The organism is Ruegeria sp. HKCCD7296 (genome assembly GCF_013110775.1).
GTDB lineage: Bacteria > Pseudomonadota > Alphaproteobacteria > Rhodobacterales > Rhodobacteraceae > Ruegeria.
Map to the genome: position 1 here is coordinate 120,450 of NZ_WVRF01000009.1, position 22,009 is coordinate 142,458.

A 22,009-nucleotide genomic window follows, 5' to 3' on the forward strand; every position below is an offset into this window, starting at 1 on the left:
GCTATTCTTCACCAGTAACGCCGTGGAGGGTGGCGCTGCAACAATCCGGCCAATTCGCGGTACTCGCGCAGAAACCACTCACGGTCTTCTTCCCAATCTGCGACAGCAAACCTTTGGTTGTTTCGACCGCGCCGCAAGTCTGCCAGCATCTTTAAATGCTTCTCGATTAATCGGAACCGCTGGTATGTCGCGGGTGCGCCCCATCCCTGGTATTTAGGATCAAGGTCTGATGGGATCTCGATCCGGAAACAGACATCCAGCCGCATTTGCCTTTCACGACTGGCGAGACCACGGGTCTTTCCAACCCTGTATCCCACATAGGCCAAAGGCGAGCGGTCTTCACCGACGAACGAGCCATCCAGAAAGGCGCGCATATCCCGCTTGATGTCCGGGGGGATTGGCCGCTCGACCAGCGCATCATGTTCCTTTTGCGTCCTGTCCCGTTCGGCACGCGCGCGAGCTTCGGTCTCGGCCTTTCTGAGCCGCGCCTCTTCCTCGCGCCGTTCCCGTTCGGCCTTTCGGTCGGCAAAGAACCGCAAAATCGGTGAGATGCCCGGCACATTGCGCTGTCCGATGAAGTGTCCTGCGCGATGAAACGAGATGTCCGTATCCAAACCGACCAAGCGCGCCCCGCGCAGGATTAGCGCAAGCAAGAGCCAGAGCACAAAGACCAGAAGGGCGAGGACGAACAGAGCGGCCAGCAGGAACTCCATTCTTTACATCCCCATCGCCGTGAATTCGCCGTCGGCTTCCATACGATCCCAGGCTTCGAGGACAAGGCGGCGGGTGCGGTATTCGCCGTTTTGGCGGATTTCCTTTTCCTTCAGGACGCGGAAGGTTTCCGAGGGGTAGTCGGGGCCCTTCACGTCAGCGGGGTCGAGGATGTAGCGCAGCTCGTCGCGGGTCAGGCCGTAGGCGCGGGCGTAGAATGCATCGAGGTCGGCGCGGAGCAGTGCTCGGCGGTCTTCGTCCCAGGCGAAGGGCGGGCCGTCATGGCCCAGATCGCGGGCGAATGGGGCGAGGCTGTGTGATGTGTAGGTGAGTTCCAGCACCTTCGGGGTTACGAAACTGCGCCGTTCGGTGGTGTAAAACTCTGGTGGGAGAATCGGAAACTGCTTTAGATAGCCGAAGGTTAGGTGGGTTCCGCCAACCGCTTGCCGTGCTACAAAGTCGAGAGCAAGTGAGCAGAGGCACGCTAGAAAGCCGGCCATGGCGCCTGGTTCGAGATCCAGAAAGATCAATGGCGAAGTGTGGCCGACCGCCGATTTTGGAAAGACAGCGGCGATTGTCGTTCTTTCATTCGTGGCGTTCGTAATGTCACGCCATCCCATTAGCCAGTCGCGTGTCCAGTTGCGATTTCTTAGCCGCTCAGTGACCTCAGCCTCGGGCACCCAGTATCGGGCAGTGGGTTCGAATGACGCATTTTGTTTGTTGGAAAGCTGCACGTCACGTGCGTTTCCGTCTTCGTCATAAGTGGCCCATCGATGGTCAAAATGATGGAACATCTTAGCTTCGTAGAGCGGTGCAAATCGCTGCGGATCTCGCGCCCCAGCATCGTGAAGATCAAAGGTGCCTGCACCTGAACCTTCGACAGATAGCGCTGCTTGCCTTGGACGTGCACCCTCGGCCACCCATGAGGTTCCCTCTTTGATATAGCCCGCGTCAGACAAGTTAGCGGCTGTACGGAACCATTCGGAATCCTCAGCCATGTGCCAAATCCGAGAGTGCAAGCTGACGTTCCAAGGATTGCCGGTCGGGCCTTGGCTGTCTTCGATCAGGACCGGAGCTCGGGTGTAGATTTTTGCTGTAAGTTCAGCGTCCCAACGGGATCGGAACACTGGCGCGGTTTTTGTGTTTGGATTGATAGCGGCGATTTGCTCAGGACTTAGCGTAAAGTTCCGCTCTGCATCGGCCATCTGTGCAGGCTCACTAAGGAAGAAAGCAAAGCGAGCTGAAGGTTCGCTGTTTCCGATGGTGAGCAAGCAGAATTTGAACATTCGATGGACGCTCGCGAAGAGCGGCAGCCTGTTATCGAAATCGACGAGCCGTGCGAGACGACGGGTCTCAACTAGATGTGCAAAAAATGGCGCTGTGGTTGCATCTGTTGCGATACCGGTTGGCACGATTATTCCCGCACGACCTTCATGGGCCGTGAGACAGGAAAACAGCTCGGCAAACACTTGATACGTGTTCACATCGCCTGTGCCGGTGAGAGGGAACCGACCACCGTCTTTACCGTCGACGCGAGCAAAAGTTGAAACTGCTTCGGATAAGCGTTTCTCCTCTTGGAAAACTTCCCATAGCGCTCGTTGAGGAGTGCCTGCTTCAGCATCGCGCAACGCGTTAATCTTGCGGGTGCGTGCCGCTGCGTTTGGTGCAGATGCAATGTCTGATTCACGCGCAGCGAAGAATTCCTTCTCTTGAAGCTTGATCCGTTCCCAAGGTGGATTGCCGAGCACCACATCGAACCTACCGCGCCCCATAATGTCGGGGAACTCCAGCGGCCAATGCAAAGCACGCGCCTGCGTCGCCGCCTTCGCGTTCTCCATGATGGGCTTACGCCCTTTGGCTAATTGTTTCTCCAAGAGCGGGGGTGACATCTGCAAGCTCTATAGAATCGTCAGTTGAACGCCGAAGCGCTTCGTCAATAACGGCGTCGGGACCAATGCTGGCACCGAACAGTCGCGAAGCAACTTGTGAGACGGCCTGAGCCCGCCCATCCGAGAAATCGCTGTCTGGGACGAACTGGCTCACGAACACTTTTTTGTCCCTACAAAGAGAGAAAACTGCCCCGCGTTGTCATTTGCGCAGTTGGATGTCGCACGAAAAGCGTTGCGCACGCCTGATGTGGAGGAAATCGAAACGCAGGCAATTCTAGCCGAACTTCAAATTTACGAAGACTTCAAAGACAAGGCTGACAAACTTTCGTCGAAGAAGCGCCGGGCAAAGCAGATCGCAGCGACCCGCAACAAAGAGCTAATTGAACGTTCGGATCGCCTACCCGGTCAAGATCCCACCAACTCAGCCAAACGCAAACGGATCAAGCCGACAGTTAGCTTGCCCGGGAAGCCGAGCAAGCTTTCATCAGGTTTTGGATTTGTTGTTCTGGCCAGCATCAATAGTGTTCCAACACTGAAAATTCTTCCGTCGTGGAAGGTGCAAGCTCAAGGTCAGCTTCCTTCATGACGTTTACAAACGACCGGACCAAATCCAGTTCTTCGATATCATCAGCTTCAAAGAAAAAATCTGGACGGTGTTGGGCTTGGAGAACGGAGTTCGCTGCCTTGGCAAGGCTGGCGTAGCTCAATACGTCGTTCTCGATGTAGGCGATTGCCCCGTGCAAGACGCGCATGACGATCCCAACGCGGCCGCCAGACACTCCATAAAGGCGCACCACAATGTCATGAGGGTCAAAGTCAAACTCTAGGCCGGCTTCTTGCAGGCTGTTGAGTGGCGTTGCGATAGCGCCAGCGAAGTTGGTCTTTTCCTCTTCAACGGACCAGGAATAGGGCAACATGTAAGTGGATTTCATTGCCCGATCACGGCACTGTTCGTTCTCATCCAGAATTCTCTGAAACTTGGGCAACCCGCAGAGGACCAGCGTCACACCTGTGTTGTCCACGAGGCGTTTGAAATGGTCGGTAACGCCCCGCTTTGACAGCCGTTCACCACGTTCGGCGCAGTGATTGCACTCGTCCATCGCAATGACACGAATGCCCTTGCTCGTGATTTCCTTGTATAGCTGTGCCTCGATCTCTGACGCAGATGACCCTCTCTTACCGCTCAGTTCCAGCGAAGCCAGCATGGATCGAACAAGCATTTTGTCATTTGGCTTGTTGGGGATGGAACCGATGACAAAATCGCTGTCATAGACCCATCCCTGGTATTCAGTTGTTGGCTTACCGATAGTATCCCGCAGATCCTCGAGCATCCGACTTTTTCCGCATCTTGTGGGACCAAGGAAGGGCACGATTGACCCACCGAGCCGCTGTGCAAGGCTAATGGCTTCAATCAGTTCACTGCGCGTTTGTTGATACAAGGCGTGATAGACGGCTTGTTTCAGGACTTGACTGTAGTTCTGGTGACTCAACTGTGCCTCCGGGTTGATTTTTTCGGCATGTTCCTTCGCAGATTGTCTGCTTTCAACGCGTTCATCGACACCGGGGATTTCTTCTCGGAGCTTGGTATCAGGTACGGACGCCCTCTGATCGAGAGCATTGGCGAATTGGAGCGCAAATGTGGATTACCTGCGGGCGAGCTCGCGGCAATCGCACCGGAAGCCAAGCCAAATGACGCATCCCGCGAGTGGCAATTTGACCGGCGCTGGTCTGACCCAGTGTGCCCTATGTGTATCGCAGACGGTAAGGTCTATCACCAAAGCTGTCTTCCCAGAGGTTCAAACTTGCGGGTGTCCCCAGAACAGTTGAAATTGCCTTCGACACAGATCTCATCGATGAGCGCATACCTACACGGTGGCTGCCAGGATCATTTCCGACGATCACGTGATGTTTCGTTCAACGACAGCGACACCTGTACTCACCCGTGGCGCCCCAAATTCTGCTGAACTCGTTTTAGAGATGATGCCAAGGAGAGCCGGGGGCAACGACCCAGAACAATCGATCTACGATACCGCTTGGGAAGTTTACGAGATCGCAGGGTGTATGCTCATTGCTGAGAACCCTCCTTCCTTGACAATTGATCAAGATGGCCAGTTTGGCCTGTACGGAGGACGTAACCGGTTTACAGGAACCCTTGACGCAGCCAAGGGTGAGTTCAGTATGCCGGGCAACTTCGCAGGAACAAAGATGGCGTGTCCTGAGGAGCGGGAAAAGCTTGAGCAGGATACGATCAAAGCCTTGTCCGCAGCAGTGGGCTACGTGACAAACGGAGCAAACTTGGCACTCAAGAACGCAGCGGGAGCGACGGTTCTGCGCCTGCGCAAAACGCCAGAATTGTCACCGCGCGTTTCGAAGCGAGTTGGTGCAATCATCCGACTTGTTCGAGCGACAATCAACGAGAACCAAAGGTCGAAATTCCGAGTGGATCAAAGACGTTAGGCTGTGTGGATTGCGAGTGATCGTGATAGTGGGCCTTACTGCGTGCGTGGCGTAGCGACGCCATCAGCACACGTTCCGGATTATAGATGAGCTGGCTTGCATCGGCTTCGTCATGTTCTCCATCTGCGGCGGGAGGAGCGGGCTGAAGACGGCCTTCAAGGACAGTACCCCACACTTTGATATCGGCCAGCGCCAAAGGATCTACAGTTAGCGGATTTTCTTCGAGGATTGTGAAGTTGGCCAGTTTGCCCGGCTCGATAGAACCGATTTCATCCTCCAGTTGCAGGGAATAGGCTGCGCCGATGGTAATACCTTCCAGGGCATCTTCTGCACTGATGCGTTGGTCCGGACCAACGACACGACCACTTGTGGAAATCCGATTGACAGCAGCCCACATGTACTTCAGCGGCTCTGCGGGAGCCATCGGCATGTCCGAGTGCATCGAAAAGGGGATACCTGCTCGAACGGCATCGCCTAAAGGCACCATGCGCTCTGTGCGCTCGCTACCAACGCTGCCTGCGGCATACCGATCTGCGAGCGTCGGCGTGTAGACAGAATTACCACTGACAATGGCACCAAGACGTTTAATGCGTGCGATCTGATCTGGTTGAGCGTAGCCAAAGTGTACAACGACGGTGCGATGGTCATATCTCGGATTGCGTTGCATGGCGGCCTCAAGGGCATCAAGAAGAATGTCCAGACCGCCGTCTCCAAGATTATGAACATGGACCTGAAAGCCCGCGTCCCAATAAAGGTCGAACACCTGTTTGAAGAAATCGGGCGTCATGATCCATTGACCTTCATGCCCGTCCAAGTAGCCGTCGCGCATGATCATTAATTCACTGAAGATCGCTCCATCCAACAGCAGCTTGACCTGCTTGGGCAGGAACTGGGTTCGGCCTTCGCTCCACGCCAGCATGGCTTCGGTCTCGGTCAGTACTTTTTCGGGGCCCTCTGTGTTCAGAAACAAACCGCCAAGCGTCCGACCGTCCGGAATAAAATAAAAGTTGAACGGCGTGTCGTCTGGCCCGAACGATTTCGCTACGAGAGCTTGGGCGTTCTGATCAACAGGACCAGCAGGCTCTGCAAGGGTCGTAATCCCGCTGCGGTGATAGTAATCTTCTGTGAACTCTAGCGCCTCCATAACCCTGTCGATGGATGCATAGACCGGAGCAAATTTCTCAAAGAACACGTGCTCCCAGAAAGCAGCTTCAAGGAAGAGGCCTTTTTCCAGATTGGCTTGAGACCTAGCCAGTTCACTTGACCAGCTGGCAATGTATTCTTCCGTGATTTCAAGTTGTTCCAGGGCAACCGAGTTGAAGTACATCTCATGGGTGGAGCGTTGCCATACAGCCAGCGGAATGTCGGGGGCCAGTTCGTCCAAAATCGCACGACTCATGCTGCCGTGCCATGACGCATGATACCCCCAGACCATCAGCGGTCGCCCGCTGCTTGGATCATAAGTGTTGATTACCTCGGACAGACGTTGGCGAAACTCCTCCTCGCTATTGGCAAGAGGTGCAAATCCCGCTGGCGATTGCCAGTCCTCGATGGAAATGATGGCATCAGACATCATCGCAAGTGCGCCCAGAAGCGGGTGCAAATGCTGTTCAATGAACCCCGGCACAATAATCTTGTCTTCAAAGCTGCGGTCAATTGAATAGCTTCTATCGGGCAGGCGACCCTCGATTTCCTCCAGGGTTCCGACGTCAGTAATTCGACCGTTTCTGACCGCCACTGCCTCAGCCAGCGGGGCGTCCGGGTTCATGGTGAGAACTTCTCCACCGACGTAGACAGTTGTGCCGGGAAACTCAGGGAAACGCTCGAAAGCGTCTTGCAATGAGGGGGACTGTGCAGCGCTGTGAAGCGGCATGAATGCGAAAGCGAATACTGTGAGAGACTTAAAGAACTTCATTGATGCCTCCGAATGGGATTACGGACATGAATAAATTGCTTCGATCAGAGCAGGCTGGTCGGCGATGTGTCAACCTAAGTCGCCAGCCACTCAATACTGACTGAGCAACATAAACTTGAAAGCCACTTTCGTTGCCCGCCGTGGTCTCGCGGCAGACATTCGCCCAAATTCACGGAATGACTGCAATGCGAACAAAATGGAAATTTCACCAGGTAAGGGAGAGCGGCAGTAATTCTCGAATTCCCTAGAGAACGGACTATGCTTTGACGAGTAAAAGTACGTTGTTCAGTTCTTCGAAAACCAGATTTCAATACGCTGGCCGCGGCCATACTTCAGTTGCAATTCATTTGGAGCGATACTGCCATGCCAAACACTTCGTTACTTTCAAAGTCCAATTTTCCAGTTTTTGCGCTTATTGGAGGTTTGATTATGCAAAGCCTTGGAACCTCTCCTGTACATGCTGAGGACGACCCATACGCGACGCCGCGAGAAGACTTTTCCATCCGTGACCTGAGGAATGGTTACTCAGCCAAGCAAGCCTACGACCTGAGCTCTGAATGGAATTTACAGAAGTTTCTCGACATCACCGAAGCCGGGGCGTTTTCGTACATGAACCTCGCCGAGTTCTTGCCGAGTTCTGTCATTCGTCGCGACGGGGCCGTCGCGATGCTTGCGACAAACTTTAACGATGCCATAGGAGCGACGAGCGTCCCAGGCGCTGACGGCAATGCTGTCTCGCTCGACGAGATGATTAATGCTGATGATTCTACAGTGCAGGGCGTTATGGTTCTTCACAACGGCGAAATCGCTTACGAGGCCTACCCAGGAATGCGCCGGACGGACAACCACGTCTGGATGTCCAATGCAAAGATTCTCTCGAGCTTGCTGATCGGTCAATTGGAAGATGAGGGTAAGATCGACGTTCAGAAAACGGTTGGCGACTATGTCAAGGGCACCAAGGGAACAGCTTGGGAGAACATTAAAGTCATCGACGTCCTGAACATGCAGTCTGGTTTGGATCTGGAAGAGAACCCCCTCTCACGCAAAGGCGATACACCATATGGTCGCTTTGTCAGGGCTGAGGTTGGTGTTCCGAACGAAGAAGGCGTTCTGCAAACTCATAACGAAGCCCTGTTTGCTATACCCAAACTGCGGGAACCGGCTGAGGCTTTCGAATACTCCTCTGCAAACACACAAATGCTTGGTCTCGTCATTGAAGCCGTTACGAACCAGAGACTTGGTGAAGCGATCACGGAGCGGGTCTGGAGCAAAGCTGGAATGACTGGCGATGCCACCCTGGCGCTGTCACCTCAAGGAAACGGCATAATACACGGCCTGATCAGCAGCCGATTGATCGACATGGGAAAGATTGGTCTGCTCTACACGCCAAGCTGGGACAAGACAGCGTCAGACCGCATTGTATCTGAAAAGATGATCGACACGATCCAAACAGCGGGCGTTGCCGAAAACTACATGAAGGGAACACTCGGCCCACACCTTTCTGAAGCATTCCGTGAACAACCGATGGCAAACGCATACCAATGGGATGCCGTTTTTGCCGATGGCGATTTCTACAAAAGTGGAATGAATGGCCAAGGAATCTATGTCTCGCCAGGAAAGGACGCCGTTGTCGTTTGGTACGCAACTGGAGGCGCGAGTATCGATATGGAAGTCTACGCCAGGGCCATTGTGACTTCACTGTAGGTCAGATCACTCACTTGCGTCTCTGGCCGCAGGTCAATGAATTGTCGGTCATATGGTGACTAGAGCATCCATTCAATCGGCAGCCACCTGACCACGGCCGTAAGGGCACGCTGTAAACCGTTGGTTTCCGGGTCCACAGTGTGAATGGTGACTGTTCCATCCTGATCTTCTTGCCGCCAGATGATCTCGCCGCTGTCGTTAAGTTCGACGCGATAAGAAAACTCAGGCCGGTTCAATTGCTCCGCAAGCGACCCAGCAATCGTTGGGCTTTCGATCATAAGGCCCATTTCTGTATTCAGCCGCGCGGACCTGGGATCAAGGTTGTAAGAGCCTATGAAGATCCGTTCTCCATCCGATCCAAAGACTTTTGCGTGTAGACCGGAGGCCGATCCTGCCAGCATCTCGGGCAGGCTGCGCTCGCGATGTTCGCGCCGCAAAGCTCGAAGCTCAAGTAGTTCTACACCACTGTTGAGCAAGTCTTCCCTGTAACGCATATAGGCCGCATGAACGGGCATTACATCCGTGGCATCCAGTGAATTGGTCAGGACGCGGACCTTCACTCCGGACTCTGCCAACCCCTCCAATACCTCCGCCCCTCGTTTCCCCGGAATGAAATACGCTGAGACAAGGTCTAGCGAGGTTTCAGAGGTTTTGGCGAACTCGATAAGTTGTTCGACAATCAGGTCTTCTCTTTCGACTTCGCCCAACCCTTTTGACGGATCGTCGACAAAAAGTGTGACTTCACTCCATTCGAACTTCAGATCATGTGCCGCTATCCGGTCGGCCAGTTCATTATCCTGAATTGCCCTTTGATAGCCTGCGCCAACCGCAGTCTGGCGCGCGGTGTCTGCCTTTGCTTTAAGGCTTTTTTCCGCCAAAGTTTCCAAAAAGAGCCCAGCGTCGTACGCGGAGGCACTATTCCAATATGCGTCGAATGATTGCGACACCTCATCTACAATCGGGCCGATGGCTATCGCGTCTACATCCAGGTAGTGCGTTCCCACCCCGTAGTCGAAATAGATGTCACCGATGTTGCGTCCCCCAACTATCGTGGCGACCCCGTCCACAGTCATTGATTTATTGTGCATCCGCCGGTTCAGGCGTCCAAAGTCAAATGCATAGGACAGAAGTTTTGGGTTCCTCAAAGTGAACGGATTGAAAATGCGTACATTTGCATGCGGCAGAGCGTTCAGTTCGGCGAGCAAATCATCCAATCCGGAAATGCCGTTATCGTCGACCAACAATCTGACGCGCACACCTCGCTCTGCTGCTGCCCTAAGCTCTTCAAGAAGCATTAGGCCGGTAACGTCATCTTGCCAGATGTAGTACTGAGCATCGATTGAGGATGTCGCTTCTCGGGCGAGGATCGCCCGGGCCGCAAAGGCTGCGCGTCCATTTCCCAAAGGCCTTACACCGTCGAGCCCAGGGTTACGTTCAAGTGCGTTTTTTATTGTTGCACCTAATGGCCCGTCCCAATCAGCATCTTTCTTAAACGTTGGCTCAGAAAAATTTTCACTAGGAAGCGGAAAAGTCCACCTTAACCCGACTATGGCCACTGCCATCATCGCCACCAAAATCAAACATATTCTGATTAGCCGCATTCAGGGTTCCATAAATGGCGCTTCGGATTATCCTTGCAGCTGAGATTGGCCTATCTACAGATTGTTTTTCAAGAGTTTGGGTCAGAGCAACCGACTGAGCACCAAAGTTTGTTCGCTTTGGGCTCAAGGCAGACGTTCGCTCAATTCCGCTCAATGACTGCAATGCGGACAAAGCCGCCATTCAAAACTATTGAACAGATGTCTACTTGTGAGCGTCAGTGATCTCGACCAAACAGGTCATGGTCCGCAAGCGAAGCCAAGACGTAACAGTCTTCTGCTATCCCACGACCGTCGCATCCCCGTGCGATACGCTTCAGTTCACGCTCCAGCGCCTTGAGGCGTCTTATCTTCGCTCGCACTTCGGACAACTGGCCTTCGGCGATCTTGGTGGCGGCTTCGCACGACCGGTCTGGATGGTTTTGTAACTCGATCAGTGAAGAAATCGCTTCGATTGAGAAGCCCAGATCGCGCGCATGACGGATGAAGCTCAGGCGTTCCAGACCCTCATTTGTGTAACGTCTCTGGTTGCCTGCCGTACGTTCCGGTGCTGCCAGAAGACCCATTTCTTCGTAATAACGGATGGTGGGCACTTTGACCTTCGTCCGCTTGGAAAGCTCGCCAATTGAGAACATGCGAAAAAACCTCTTGAACCTCTAGTCACTAGAGACACTATATTAGAACCGAGGCGATTCTGAAGAGGTTTCAAGATGGCAGGATGCTGCGGTAACGACATGAAATTCGACGGGATGTCGAACGAATACAAGCGTCGGCTTTGGATCGTCATCGGGTTGAATGCGACGATGTTCGTGGTCGAGATGACCGCCGGACACTACGCGATGTCTCAGGCACTTCAGGCCGACGCGCTCGACTTCCTTGGTGACGCAATGACCTATGGTATTTCCCTCGCCGTGATCGGTGCGTCTATCCGCGCTCGAACGAATGCAGCTTTGGCGAAGGGGGTCAGCCTCTTCCTGATGGGAGCCTGGGTGTTTGGTTCCACCCTATACCGTGTTTTCTACGTTGGTGTTCCAGCGGCCGAAATCATGGGGATCATCGGCGCATTGGCTCTCGCAACAAACCTTGCGAGCGTGTTCTTGCTCGTCGGCTACAAGGATGGAGACGCCAACGTGCGATCAGTTTGGCTATGCTCGCGTAACGACGCCATCGGCAACGTAGCTGTGATGATCGCCGCGTTAGGCGTCTGGGGCACGGCAACGGGTTGGCCTGACCTCATTGTGGCAGCGATCATGGCAATCCTCTTCTTGTCATCTTCGTTCCAGATCATTCGACAGGCAATTGAGGAACGGCGCGAGGAAGCTGCACATGAGCATCGAACAGCCCGTACAAGCCGACATTAGCTGTGCGGCGCGTACATTTTAAGTCGGGACTATCCTTGCATGGTTTCTCATTTTGAAGGGGTAAGGGCTATGGCAATGAAGACAAACGAGGTAGTTCTTCAATCAGTAATCACCTGTCCGAAATGCGGGCATCTCGCAGAAGAGACGATGCCCACGGATGCGTGTCAGTGGTTCTATGAATGCACCTCTTGCCACACGGTTCTGAAACCCCTCGAAGGGGACTGCTGTGTCTACTGCTCCTACGCCACTGTGCCATGCCCGCCGATACAGGAAGGTAAGTCCTGCTGCGCATAGCTGACGTTCGTCCCTTCGCAGAAACACGTAGGTTTGGGCTCGAAGTAGTCATTCGCTGCGCCAGGCATGAATGGCTGCTCTGCGGACATTTCTGCCATTCGCGAAAAAGCTTTGTGAATTTTCGGCTTGAACGATTGCGTTGAGGCCGGAGAGTAACTCCAGCGACAAGCCTGACTTGTTTTAAATAAATTACTCGCGCAACATCTGCGCATGTCCGGAACCAATTGGGAGGTTGGCATGGCGGAGCTAAGCGAAATTGGTAAGACAGGTATACGGGTCCCTCGCATCGGGTTTGGATCGACGGGGTTGGGAAGTATCCCGGAAATCTATGGGTATGAAGTTGAGGAAGACCGCGCGATTGATACAATTCGGGCAATTCTTTCGCAGCCAAATGCGTTCCTGGACACATCCCGTTGCTACGCCATGGGACGAAGTGAAGAGCGCATAGGAAAAGTCATTCGTGAGCTTGGTGGTTGGCCGGACGGGCGAGTGCTTTCCACCAAAATCGACCGGCACATGGAAACCGGTGCTTTTGATGCTTCTCAGGCACGTAGATCATTCGAGGAAAGTCTTACGGCCCTAAGCGTCGACAGCGTTGATATACTCCACGTCCATGATGTCGAATATGCAAATGACCTATCTGAGGTTAAAGGACGGGGCGGCGCGATTGAAGAGTTGTTCCGTATCAAGGAGGAAGGTCTTGCAAAGGCGGTCGGAATCGCGGCGGGACGTATCGACTTAATGATGCCAATTTTGGAGGGTTGGGATTTTGACGTGGTCCTGACACACAACAGACATACGCTAGTGAACGATAACGCGGCACCTCTGATAGAACTCGCGAAATCACGAGGCGTTTCGATATTGAACGCAGCACCTTATTCCGGAGGTGCGCTTGCCCGAGGCAGTGCGATCCATCGCTTCTATGTCTACAGACCAGCAGATGATGAAGTACTTGCGCCAATACGTGCTGTTGAAGAGGTATGCGGACGCTACGATGTCCCGGTCGGGGCGGTCGCGTTGCAATACTCGATGAAAGACGATGACATCACTTCGACGGTCTGCGGAGTGACGTGGCCTCAGCATGTTGAACAGGCGACGGAATGGGCAGAGTGGTCCATCCCTGAAGGCATTTGGGAGGAACTCGCCGAGCTCGATAAAACTTCGAGAGACCCAGAAGCTTAGAGTCAACTTTCGGATAAGATACTGTTCTGCCAATTGACCCCTTTGGGCTCGAAGCGGACCTTCGATGCGGCTGTCGCAGATGGCCGCTTTGGGCCGATCGCTCTTGATAGTTGTTTGGGTAAACTGAAGAAGTTGGACCCGCCGTTAGTCTAAAGCTCTGTAGGCCGTGGCATTGCGTACGTTCTAAGGACGATCATTCTGTTTCTGAAGACCGCGCCCACAAATTGATATCTTCTTCCGAACTGATTTCATCGATCTTTTTCAACTCGTCAGCGCTGAAGTCGAGATTATCAACAACGCCTGCGCAATCTACGATTTGTTCCGGGCGGGACGCACCAATAAGGGCGGTCGTCACGCGCCCACTTCTGAGCACCCAGGCCAGGGCCATTTGCGCCAGGGTCTGCCCGCGTGCCAAAGCCATTTCGTTCAGAGCACGGACACTTGCCAGAGACCGCTCGTTGATCATTCCATCAAGCAGTGACTTTCCTTGTGTAGCACGGCTGCCATCCGGAATATCGCGTAGGTATTTTGACGTTAGAATGCCTTGTGCCAGTGGCGTGAAAGCAATCGATCCCACCCCAAGATCGTCCAGAGTATCGAGTAAACCGTCACGCTCCACCCAACGGTTGAGCAGATTGTAAGAAGGTTGGTGAATCAGACAAGGTGTCCCAAGGTCGTTGAGAATTTTTACCGCCTCGCGCGTGCGTTGGGAGTTGTAGCTCGAGATACCTGCGTACAGCGCGCGACCCGACCGTACGATATGATCCAACGCGCCCATCGTCTCTTCGAGCGGGGTGTCAGGGTCAAAGCGGTGGGAATAAAAGATGTCGACGTAATCAAGCCCCATGCGCGCGAGTGATTGGTCACAGGACGCGATCATGTACTTGCGCGACCCCCATTCTCCGTAGGGTCCCGGCCACATGTCGTAGCCGGCTTTGGAGGAAATGATCAGCTCATCCCTGTAACCCGCGAAATCCGTTTTGAGGATCTCGCCAAATGCCTCTTCGGCTGAACCGGGTGGTGGACCGTAGTTGTTCGCCAGATCAAAGTGCGTGATCCCATGATCAAACGCGGTCCGACACATGGCGCGCTTGATTTCGTGTGTGGAGTCTGCGCCAAAATTATGCCAAAGGCCCAGGCTGACAATAGGAAGCTTCACACCAGACCGCCCACATCGCCGATACACCATCCGCTCATAGCGGTTCGGCTCCGGGGTGTAAGGAATGGGTTTTGGTTTTGGCGGTCGTTGAGCTTTGGTCATGCGCACATAATCAATGGATTGTTGAGCCTGTCAAACGGATCACCTCCTGCAATATCGACGTGAGTTTCCAGCCGTCCTGGTGGATAGCCTTGGCTGACCGACTATGTGCCTTCAAAGGTGATCGGATTCTGAACGATAGAGAACCGCCGAAACCGTCCTCCAAACGTGAATTCTGATTTGAACTGTGAATTCAACGCTCAGTTATGAAGGACAGTCCAGACACGAGTTGTTTCAAGCCAAGCGCCGCACCGGCGAAGATGGCAGCGAATGTTACAGGCGCGCTGTAAGCCAAAAGTGAGAAGGCAGATATACCTTGTCCGACGCTGCAACCGACCGCGATGATCGCGCCTGGCCCCATAATCGCCGCGCCGAGCATCTGGCGCTTGAGTTCACGTGGATCCTCGCATGCCTCCCATCGGAAATGACCTTTGGACCAGGACCCCAAAAATGCACCAATGAGAACGCCGGAGACTGATCCGACCGCAAATGACAAAGTGTTTCCGGAGGCTGTCATAAGGTAGAATATTGTGTCGCCAAGGGGTGCAGCGAAGGTGTGGGTTTGAACTGGCTCACCATCGAAACCATGCGTCGCAACCCAATTCGTGCCGAGCCACCCAGATACGATCGCCAGTCCAACCACAGATCCCCAAAACACCTGTGCGGGATTGCGGCGGAAGCGCTGGTTTGCCAAGGCGAAAATCATCAACGCAACGCCAATGACCACGCCAATGAGCCAAGCTGGGATAGAGGTCAGTTGTTCGGCAAGGAAGCTAATGCTCTGGGGGCCATTAAGATCCATTTCCTCGGGGAAGACCCAAACGCGCAAATATGCAAGGGGCCCGGACATGACAACGTAAGCAGACAGACCCATAATCAATACGATGACGAATGATCGAAGGTCGCCGCCCCCAAGCCTTGCCAGCGCGCCATAGCCACAGTTTCCGCTGATGGCCATTCCGTAACCGAACAAAAGACCACCTACGATCGACCCAAGTGGGTTCCAGGTCTGTGCAAGATATCCTGTTCCAAGAGGGTCCAGCCACCCTAAAGCCATAGCCAAGTGACTGCCGATTATTGCTACGCCGATCGCAATTGCCCACATGCGCAGCCGCCGGTCATCATCTGCGTAAAGGTAGTCTTCGATTGCACCCAACGTGCAAAAACGGCCAATGCGTGCGGCCAAGCCCAACACAATGCCACCGATCAAACCGATCAGGGCGACGGTGTTGGCGTCTCCAAATGCTTCGAACATTGCCAGTCTCCTCCCAAAGCTGGCGGGTATTTTTGGCGGCTTCTACTTCTCCCTGCAGAATAGATCGTAGACGACTTCCAGGATCTGTGTCGATCGATCATCCGCCAATCTGTAGTAGATCGTTTTCCCCTCGCGTCGCGTTTTGACCAAGCCCTCAAAGCGTAGGCGCGATAGTTGCTGCGACACGGCGGCCTGGCGTGCCGAGAGCATTTCTTCCATCTGCGTGACAGATTTTTCACCCGAGGACAGATAACACAAGATCATCAAGCGCCCTTCATGGCTGATTGCCTTGAGGAAACTTGACGCCGTCTGAGCATTTTCCATCATTCTGTCCATGTCTTCGGCGCACATGTCCGGAGAGAACACAGGCAGTTTCGAAGATTTGTCCAACAAGATCGCCTCGCTTTCATAGCTTCACGCAATCATAGCAGTTTATGTAATGCGCCACAGTTTATCCAGAGGTCTCAATCGGTACCCCCGCGTCGCGCAGTAAAACGCCCAGCAAACCCCAGAAAAAATCTTCGCCGGGATAGCCTTCGATCCGGCCGACCTCTTGGCCATCGTCCAGCAGAACAAAGGTTGGCGTGTAGTAGAGGGGCCGCTCCAATGCGATGCCATCAGGCAGAGCTGCGTGGATATCGATGCGTTGAAGTGGAGCAGCATGTCCTTCCGGTGTCTTGGGGTAGATCTCCGAGATGTCGGTGTCCCAACGTGCGCACCACATACACCCATCTTCTTCGGCCATCAGAAGAGTCATTTCTGCCCGTGAAATCACGGGAGAAACAAGAAACGCGATTGCAAGCAAAAGCAGAAGTATTTGGCGCATCTAAAGCTCCGATTGACCGCAGCAGTATATCTTTACTATTTTGAATATGTGAATGATAGCGTGCCAGGACAGATTTGACCATGCTCGACATTACATTTGCAGGAGCTTTGGTCGCAGGACTGTTGTCTTTCCTGTCGCCCTGCATCCTACCTATCGTGCCGTTTTATCTTAGCTATCTGGCCGGCGTCGGGATTGATCAGATATCTGCGGGTTCTACAATTCCCAGCGGCGTTCGTCGCAAGGCAACGCTTTCTGCGATAGCATTTGCAGCCGGGATCATTACGATCTTCATGGCGCTGGGTGCGACGGCTTCGATATTCGGGCAACTGGTACGAGAGTATTTTGACATCCTGCGTTGGATCGCCGCGGCCATCATCATTGTGATGGGCATGCATTTCTTGGGGATTATCCGCATCGGCTTCCTTTATCGCCAATTTCGAGCGGATGTTGGTGATACATCAAATGTAAGCCTTGTTGGGGCATATGTTCTTGGATTGGCGTTTGCTTTTGGCTGGACACCCTGTGTTGGGCCGGTGCTCGCCGCGATCCTGTTTACAGCGGCCGGAACCGAAACGGCCTGGCGTGGAGCGGTGCTTTTATTCGTCTACGGGGTTGGAATGACCGCACCGTTTGTTCTGGCAGCCTTCCTGGTCCGCCCCTTCATGCAATGGATGGCACGGTTCAGAAAGCACTTGCCCCTCATCGAAAAGGCAATGGGTGGCTTTCTGGTGCTCTTCGGCATCCTCATCGCAACCAACTCCATCAATCACGTCGCACAATGGATGCTCGACCATATGCCTTGGCTGGCAGCCATTGGTTAATTCGGGAGGAAGACATGAAACGAGTTTTGTCAGTATTGATCGCTTGTCTGATCGGCGGGGCAGTTTTCGCCGCTGAACTGGGCGACGACGGTTTGCATAAAACGCCGTGGATGCGCGACACGTTCAAAGACCTTCGTGAGGATCTTGAAGAGGCGTCAAGCGAAGACAAGCGGTTGGTTTTATTCATTGAGCAGCAGGGCTGCATCTATTGCAAGAAAATGCATGAAGAGGTGTTCCCCCAGCCTGATCTGGCAGCGTTCATCGAAGAGAATTTCTTTGTCGTCCAACTGGATTTGCATGGCAGCACCGCGGCCATCGACTTTGACGGGGAAGAAAATGAGCAAAGAGCGCTGATGCGAAAATGGGGGATTCTGTTCACCCCGACGCTCGTATTTCTGCCGGAAGAGGTGCCAGAGGACGCTACAGCCATCGATGCTGCGGTCGCTGTTATGCCCGGAGCGTTCTCAAAGGGAACAACCTTAGACCTTTTTACCTGGGTCGATGAAAAACGATATGAGCTTGATAATGGTGAAGATTTCCAACGTTATCATGCGCGGCGCATTCAAGAGCGAAACAATGTTTCTCAGGATTGAGTGCTGCCGTTATAAATAAAAAAATTCATTATTATGAATTTAATGTTGCGACAACCGGTACTCGTCGACTACGGTACACAAAGGCTTTGGGTCGCAAGGCGCCGTCGGCGCGTTAGCAAATGGGAGGGATCATGAAGCTGAGACTCTTAACATTGGTCTGCGCAATGACAGGCGTTGCCGCATTTGCGGCAGAAACAGACCCGCAAGACGTAACCTATGACGACTATGGTGCCATCGAGGCTTCGTTGACCGGTGCTGCTGGCGACGCGGCTAATGGCGCGCTCATCGTTGGGGACAAATCAAAAGGCAACTGCGTCGCGTGCCACGCGGTTTCGGCTTTGGCCGACATCCCGTTCCATGGCGAAGTTGGTCCGATGCTGGATGGCGCCGGTGATCGTTGGACCGAAGCAGAACTTCGCGGATTGGTCGCAAATGCCAAGATGACGTTCGAAGGCACGGTGATGCCTGCGTTCTACAAGGATGACGGCTATATCCGCCCGGGCGACGCCTATACCGGAAAAGCCCCAACCGCGCCTTTGACGTCGATCCTGACAGCACAAGAAATCGAGGATGTGGTCGCGTTTCTTGCGACCCTGAAAGAAGAATAGCTGCGCTTTAAGGCGCGGATTTTCGAAGAATCAAAGGAGATTGAAAATGGAACTCTCTCGCCGCGAGACACTGGCCCTTGGGCTGGGCGCCGCGTTCCTGACAATTATGCCGCTTCGGGCAAATGCAGCTGCTGAAGATGCCATTGCGGCATTTACAGGCGGGGCAGATGTGGCCGACGGCGGTGTTACATTGACTGCACCGGAAATCGCAGAAAACGGTAATACTGTACCTATCGAAGTCAGTGCTCCGGGCGCAGCTGCAATTCTCATCGTGGCTGCAGGTAACCCCGAACCGGGCGTTGCAACCTTCAATTTCGGTCCGTTGGCTGCTGAGCAAGCTGCATCAACTCGCATCCGTCTTGCCGGAACGCAGGATGTCATTGCCGTGGCGAAGATGGCAGATGGCAGCTTTGCCAAAGCGTCTGCGACCGTAAAAGTGACAATCGGCGGCTGCGGCGGCTGATCGCCACGCGCGCCTCGAAGAACAGGAGATTAACCAATGGCTTCCGGTGTAAAACCCCGCGTCAAGGTTCCAAAGACAGCCGCTGCTGGCGAAATCGTTACGATCAAGACATTGATCAGCCACAAGATGGAAAGCGGCCAGCGTAAAGACAAAGAAGGCAACGTCATCCCGCGTTCGATCATCAACCGTTTCACCTGCGAGTTTAATGGAGAAATGGTGGTTGATGTGACGATGGAGCCGGCGATTTCGACCAACCCGTATTTCCAGTTCGAAGCGACTGTGCCCGAGGCCGGTGAGTTTGTCTTCACTTGGTACGATGATGACGGCTCTGTCTACGATGAGAAGAAAACGATCGAGATCGCCTGACGGCTCGACCACTAAGGCAGATCAGCGCTGGTAGGAGGAACTGGCGCTGATCCACCAAGGGAGGAACGCAATGAATACCAAGGCACTTACGGCGATCGCGGCAATTCTGGTTTTCCCGGCTGCAGCGATGGCTGGACCGGACGAAGACAATTTGGTGATCAATGATGAGTTGGACATGACTTCGGTTACCGAAGCTCCGGCACATCTGGAAAATTTGGACACGATCTATTCGGGTTGGCATTTTCGCACGGATGAAACGCAAGCGCTTCAAATTGATGACTTCGACAATCCTGCAATGATCTTCGTCGATCAGGCCGCCGATCTCTTCGAGACCGTTGATGGCGCCGCTGGCGAGAGCTGTGCTTCATGCCACGATGGGGCGGAAAGCTTCAAGGGATTGCAGGCGTCCATGCCGAAAGTGGATGCCGAAACTGGTAAGCTGGTCGTCATGGAAGATCTGATCAACAAGTGCCGTACGGACCGCATGGAAGCCGATGCCTGGAAATGGTCCGGGGGCGATATGCAGGGCATGGTCGCTTTGATCGGTCTGCAATCACGCGGGATGCCAATGAATGTCGCGATTGATGGCGATGCCGCCCCGTATTGGGAACAGGGCAAAGAGATGTATTACACCCGCTATGGTCAGCTGGAGCTTAGCTGCGCCAATTGTCATGAAGACAACTGGGGCAACATGATCCGTGCCGACCACCTGAGCCAGGGCATGATCAATGGGTTCCCGACATATCGTCTGAAACAAGCCAAGCTGATCTCGCGCCACAATCGTTTCCGCGGCTGTATTCGCGATACGCGGGCGGAAACTTTTGCCGAAGGATCGGACGAGTTTCGTGCGCTTGAGCTCTATGTGGCCTCGCGTGGCAACGGGCTTTCAGTCGAAACTCCAGCAGTACGTCAATAACGAACGACCCGCGTGGGCAATGTCCTGCGCGGGTTTTTCAAGGAAAATAACATTCACACATTTATATGTGTTATAGGAAAGCTGATAGATGATTTCTCGACGTGACTTCTTGCAGGTTTCAATGGCAGCCTCGGCTCTGTATGGGGCGTCCGGGTTTGGCAACTGGGCCAAGGTTGCTGCGCAGCAAAGCCTCACGCAGGATCAACTGCTGGAGTTCGAGACCTTCGGCAATATCAGCCTGATCCATGTCACCGACATCCACGCGCAACTCAAGCCGATCTATTTCCGTGAACCTGAGATAAACTTGGGTATTGGCGATGCGCGAGGACAGATGCCGCATGTCACAGGGGCGGCGTTCCGCAAGGCCTACGGGATCGAAGATGGAAGCCCGTCGGCCTATGCGCTGACCTACAATGATTTCTCTGCGCTGGCCAGGACCTACGGTCGGGTCGGTGGATTGGACCGGGTCTCAACTGTCATCAACGCCATTCGTGCCGACCGTCCTGATGCCCTTTTATTGGACGGGGGCGATACATGGCACGGTTCTTACACCTGCTATCAGACGGCCGGTCAGGACATGGTCAATGTCATGAACGCTCTGAAACCCGATGCTATGACCTTCCATTGGGAGTTCACGTTGGGCAGCGACAGGGTTAACGAAATCGTCGAAGGTTTGCCCTTTGCGGCCTTGGGTCAGAACATCTTTGATGCCGAATGGGACGAACCTGCAGAATTGTTCCAACCCTATAAGTTTTTTGATCGGGGCGGTGCAAAGGTCGCCGTGATCGGGCAAGCGTTTCCTTACATGCCAATCGCGAACCCAGGCTGGATGTTCCCAGAATATTCATTCGGTATCCGGGATGAAAACATGCAGGCCATGGTGGACGAGGTTCGCGATGCCGGTGCCGATGTCGTTGTCGTCCTCAGCCACAATGGCTTTGACGTGGACAAGAAGATGGCAGGTCGGGTGCAAGGGATCGACGTGATCCTCAGCGGTCACACGCATGACGCGCTGCCCGAGCCGGTTCTGGTCGGTAAAACGCATATCATCGCGTCTGGCTCGAACGGCAAATTCGTCAGCCGAGTGGATCTTGATGTGAGGGACGGGCAGATGATGGGGCTGAAGCACAAGCTGATCCCGATCTTCTCGGACGTCATCGCTCCTGATCCTGCGATCACTGCTCTGATAAATGATCAGCGCGCGCCTCACGAGGCTGCGCTGAGTGAGGTGATTGGCAAAACGGATTCGTTGCTCTACCGCCGCGGCAATTTCAACGGCACCTGGGATGACCTGATTTGCGATGCCCTGATCAAAGAGCGTGAGGCAGACATCGCGATGTCGCCTGGCGTCCGTTGGGGACCCTCAATCCTGCCGGGGCAGGACATCACGCGTGAAGACGTCTGGAACGTCACATCGATGTCGTATCCCAATGCCTATCGCACAGAAATGACGGGCGAATTCATCCATGTGATCCTTGAGGATGTCGGTGACAACCTGTTCAATCCCGATCCCTACTATCAGCAGGGCGGCGATATGGTCCGTGTCGGTGGGCTTGGCTACCGCATCGATGTGACCAAACCACAAGGGCAGCGGATCAGCGAAATGACCCTGCTCAAAACGGGTGAAGCGATTGATCCGTCGAAAACCTACGTCGTGGCTGGTTGGGCCAGTGTCAACGAAGGCACTGAAGGCCCGCCGATCTGGGATGTCGTCGAAAGCCACATTCGCAACCTTGGCACCGTAACGGTGCAAGAGAACACCAGTGTCGATGTTGTCGGTGCTTAAGAAACA

Annotated in this window: 23 protein-coding genes; 13 read left to right on the forward strand and 10 right to left on the reverse strand. The window is 53.9% G+C overall.

All coding sequences use genetic code 11. The annotated features are described in order from the left end of the window. Positions 1 to 8: 8 nt before the first annotated feature. Both GS632_RS13655 and GS632_RS13660 read right to left on the reverse strand, forming a co-directional pair. Positions 9 to 713, reverse strand: a complete 705-nt coding sequence (locus tag GS632_RS13655; protein ID WP_171722136.1) for a hypothetical protein — start codon at positions 711 to 713, stop codon at positions 9 to 11. Between the two features lie 3 nt (positions 714 to 716). Beyond that, positions 717 to 2,600 carry an Eco57I restriction-modification methylase domain-containing protein gene (locus GS632_RS13660; protein ID WP_171722137.1) on the reverse strand — a complete coding sequence of 628 codons (1,884 nt, stop codon included), beginning with the start codon at positions 2,598 to 2,600 and terminating at the stop codon, positions 717 to 719. A gap of 196 nt (positions 2,601 to 2,796) precedes the next feature. On the opposite strand from GS632_RS13660, the gene GS632_RS13665 reads away from it, so the two are divergent. Then, positions 2,797 to 3,186 (forward strand): hypothetical protein, encoded by a 390-nt coding sequence (locus tag GS632_RS13665; RefSeq protein WP_171722138.1) that lies wholly within the window; start codon positions 2,797 to 2,799, stop codon positions 3,184 to 3,186. Here GS632_RS13665 and GS632_RS13670 read toward each other — a convergent pair. Next, positions 3,116 to 4,090 carry a TniB family NTP-binding protein gene (locus GS632_RS13670; protein WP_171722139.1) on the reverse strand — a complete coding sequence of 325 codons (975 nt, stop codon included), beginning with the start codon at positions 4,088 to 4,090 and terminating at the stop codon, positions 3,116 to 3,118. The genes GS632_RS13665 and GS632_RS13670 overlap by 71 nt on opposite strands. 382 nt (positions 4,091 to 4,472) lie before the next feature. Between GS632_RS13670 and GS632_RS13675 the strand changes: the two genes are divergently transcribed. After that, on the forward strand, positions 4,473 to 5,057 hold the full coding sequence (locus GS632_RS13675) for an META domain-containing protein (RefSeq protein ID WP_171722140.1): 585 nt from the start codon (positions 4,473 to 4,475) through the stop codon (positions 5,055 to 5,057). Here GS632_RS13675 and GS632_RS13680 read toward each other — a convergent pair. Then, positions 5,011 to 6,972, reverse strand: a complete 1,962-nt coding sequence (locus GS632_RS13680; RefSeq protein WP_171722141.1) for an amidohydrolase — start codon at positions 6,970 to 6,972, stop codon at positions 5,011 to 5,013. The two genes, GS632_RS13675 and GS632_RS13680, sit on opposite strands and share 47 nt — an antisense overlap. A 363-nt stretch (positions 6,973 to 7,335) precedes the next feature. Here GS632_RS13680 and GS632_RS13685 point away from each other — a divergent pair, with 363 nt between their 5' ends. Continuing rightward, positions 7,336 to 8,676, forward strand: coding sequence for a serine hydrolase (locus GS632_RS13685; RefSeq protein ID WP_171722142.1), 1,341 nt, complete (start codon positions 7,336 to 7,338; stop codon positions 8,674 to 8,676). Between the two features lie 59 nt (positions 8,677 to 8,735). On the opposite strand, the gene GS632_RS13690 is transcribed toward GS632_RS13685, so the two are convergent. Next, positions 8,736 to 10,079 carry a phospholipase D family protein gene (locus GS632_RS13690; RefSeq protein WP_253284472.1) on the reverse strand — a complete coding sequence of 448 codons (1,344 nt, stop codon included), beginning with the start codon at positions 10,077 to 10,079 and terminating at the stop codon, positions 8,736 to 8,738. A gap of 413 nt (positions 10,080 to 10,492) precedes the next feature. Then, entirely contained in the window at positions 10,493 to 10,909 is a 417-nt protein-coding gene (locus GS632_RS13695; RefSeq protein WP_170412912.1) for a helix-turn-helix domain-containing protein, read from the reverse strand. Between the two features lie 75 nt (positions 10,910 to 10,984). Between GS632_RS13695 and GS632_RS13700 the strand changes: the two genes are divergently transcribed. From GS632_RS13700 to GS632_RS13705, 3 genes are all read left to right on the forward strand, one after another. Further along, the gene (locus GS632_RS13700; protein WP_170412914.1) at positions 10,985 to 11,635 is read left to right on the forward strand and encodes a cation transporter; all 651 of its coding nucleotides are present in this window, start codon (positions 10,985 to 10,987) and stop codon (positions 11,633 to 11,635) included. A 75-nt stretch (positions 11,636 to 11,710) separates the two neighbouring features. Beyond that, entirely contained in the window at positions 11,711 to 11,929 is a 219-nt protein-coding gene (locus GS632_RS22160; RefSeq protein ID WP_253284478.1) for a GDCCVxC domain-containing (seleno)protein, read from the forward strand. Between the two features lie 237 nt (positions 11,930 to 12,166). Beyond that, positions 12,167 to 13,111, forward strand: a complete 945-nt coding sequence (locus GS632_RS13705) for an aldo/keto reductase (RefSeq protein WP_171181694.1) — start codon at positions 12,167 to 12,169, stop codon at positions 13,109 to 13,111. Between the two features lie 193 nt (positions 13,112 to 13,304). On the opposite strand, the gene mgrA is transcribed toward GS632_RS13705, so the two are convergent. The 4 genes from mgrA to GS632_RS13725 all read right to left on the reverse strand — a co-directional run bounded on the left by mgrA (position 13,305) and on the right by GS632_RS13725 (position 16,450). Next, positions 13,305 to 14,336 carry an L-glyceraldehyde 3-phosphate reductase gene (gene mgrA, locus GS632_RS13710; protein ID WP_371809127.1) on the reverse strand — a complete coding sequence of 344 codons (1,032 nt, stop codon included), beginning with the start codon at positions 14,334 to 14,336 and terminating at the stop codon, positions 13,305 to 13,307. A gap of 226 nt (positions 14,337 to 14,562) precedes the next feature. Next, positions 14,563 to 15,624, reverse strand: a complete 1,062-nt coding sequence (locus GS632_RS13715) for a YeeE/YedE family protein (RefSeq protein WP_171722144.1) — start codon at positions 15,622 to 15,624, stop codon at positions 14,563 to 14,565. A gap of 42 nt (positions 15,625 to 15,666) precedes the next feature. After that, complete coding sequence (locus tag GS632_RS13720; RefSeq protein WP_170543314.1) at positions 15,667 to 15,975, reverse strand: metalloregulator ArsR/SmtB family transcription factor; 309 nt, start codon at positions 15,973 to 15,975, stop codon at positions 15,667 to 15,669. A 100-nt stretch (positions 15,976 to 16,075) separates the two neighbouring features. Next, the gene (locus GS632_RS13725; RefSeq protein ID WP_171236579.1) at positions 16,076 to 16,450 is read right to left on the reverse strand and encodes a hypothetical protein; all 375 of its coding nucleotides are present in this window, start codon (positions 16,448 to 16,450) and stop codon (positions 16,076 to 16,078) included. 80 nt (positions 16,451 to 16,530) lie between these two features. Between GS632_RS13725 and GS632_RS13730 the strand changes: the two genes are divergently transcribed. The 7 genes from GS632_RS13730 (at position 16,531) to soxB (ending at position 22,003) form a co-directional block, all read left to right on the forward strand. Beyond that, entirely contained in the window at positions 16,531 to 17,271 is a 741-nt protein-coding gene (locus GS632_RS13730) for a cytochrome c biogenesis CcdA family protein (RefSeq protein ID WP_171181853.1), read from the forward strand. Between the two features lie 14 nt (positions 17,272 to 17,285). Beyond that, on the forward strand, positions 17,286 to 17,864 hold the full coding sequence (locus GS632_RS13735; RefSeq protein WP_171722145.1) for a thioredoxin family protein: 579 nt from the start codon (positions 17,286 to 17,288) through the stop codon (positions 17,862 to 17,864). A gap of 131 nt (positions 17,865 to 17,995) precedes the next feature. Next, on the forward strand, positions 17,996 to 18,472 hold the full coding sequence (soxX, locus tag GS632_RS13740; RefSeq protein ID WP_171181851.1) for a sulfur oxidation c-type cytochrome SoxX: 477 nt from the start codon (positions 17,996 to 17,998) through the stop codon (positions 18,470 to 18,472). A 46-nt stretch (positions 18,473 to 18,518) separates the two neighbouring features. After that, complete coding sequence (gene soxY / locus GS632_RS13745; protein ID WP_058275041.1) at positions 18,519 to 18,935, forward strand: thiosulfate oxidation carrier protein SoxY; 417 nt, start codon at positions 18,519 to 18,521, stop codon at positions 18,933 to 18,935. A 36-nt stretch (positions 18,936 to 18,971) separates the two neighbouring features. Continuing rightward, the gene (soxZ, locus tag GS632_RS13750) at positions 18,972 to 19,301 is read left to right on the forward strand and encodes a thiosulfate oxidation carrier complex protein SoxZ (RefSeq protein WP_171722146.1); all 330 of its coding nucleotides are present in this window, start codon (positions 18,972 to 18,974) and stop codon (positions 19,299 to 19,301) included. A 70-nt stretch (positions 19,302 to 19,371) separates the two neighbouring features. Further along, entirely contained in the window at positions 19,372 to 20,217 is an 846-nt protein-coding gene (gene soxA, locus GS632_RS13755) for a sulfur oxidation c-type cytochrome SoxA (protein ID WP_171181849.1), read from the forward strand. Positions 20,218 to 20,305: 88 nt separating this feature from the next. Continuing rightward, positions 20,306 to 22,003, forward strand: coding sequence for a thiosulfohydrolase SoxB (soxB, locus tag GS632_RS13760; protein WP_171722147.1), 1,698 nt, complete (start codon positions 20,306 to 20,308; stop codon positions 22,001 to 22,003). Positions 22,004 to 22,009: the final 6 nt, after the last annotated feature.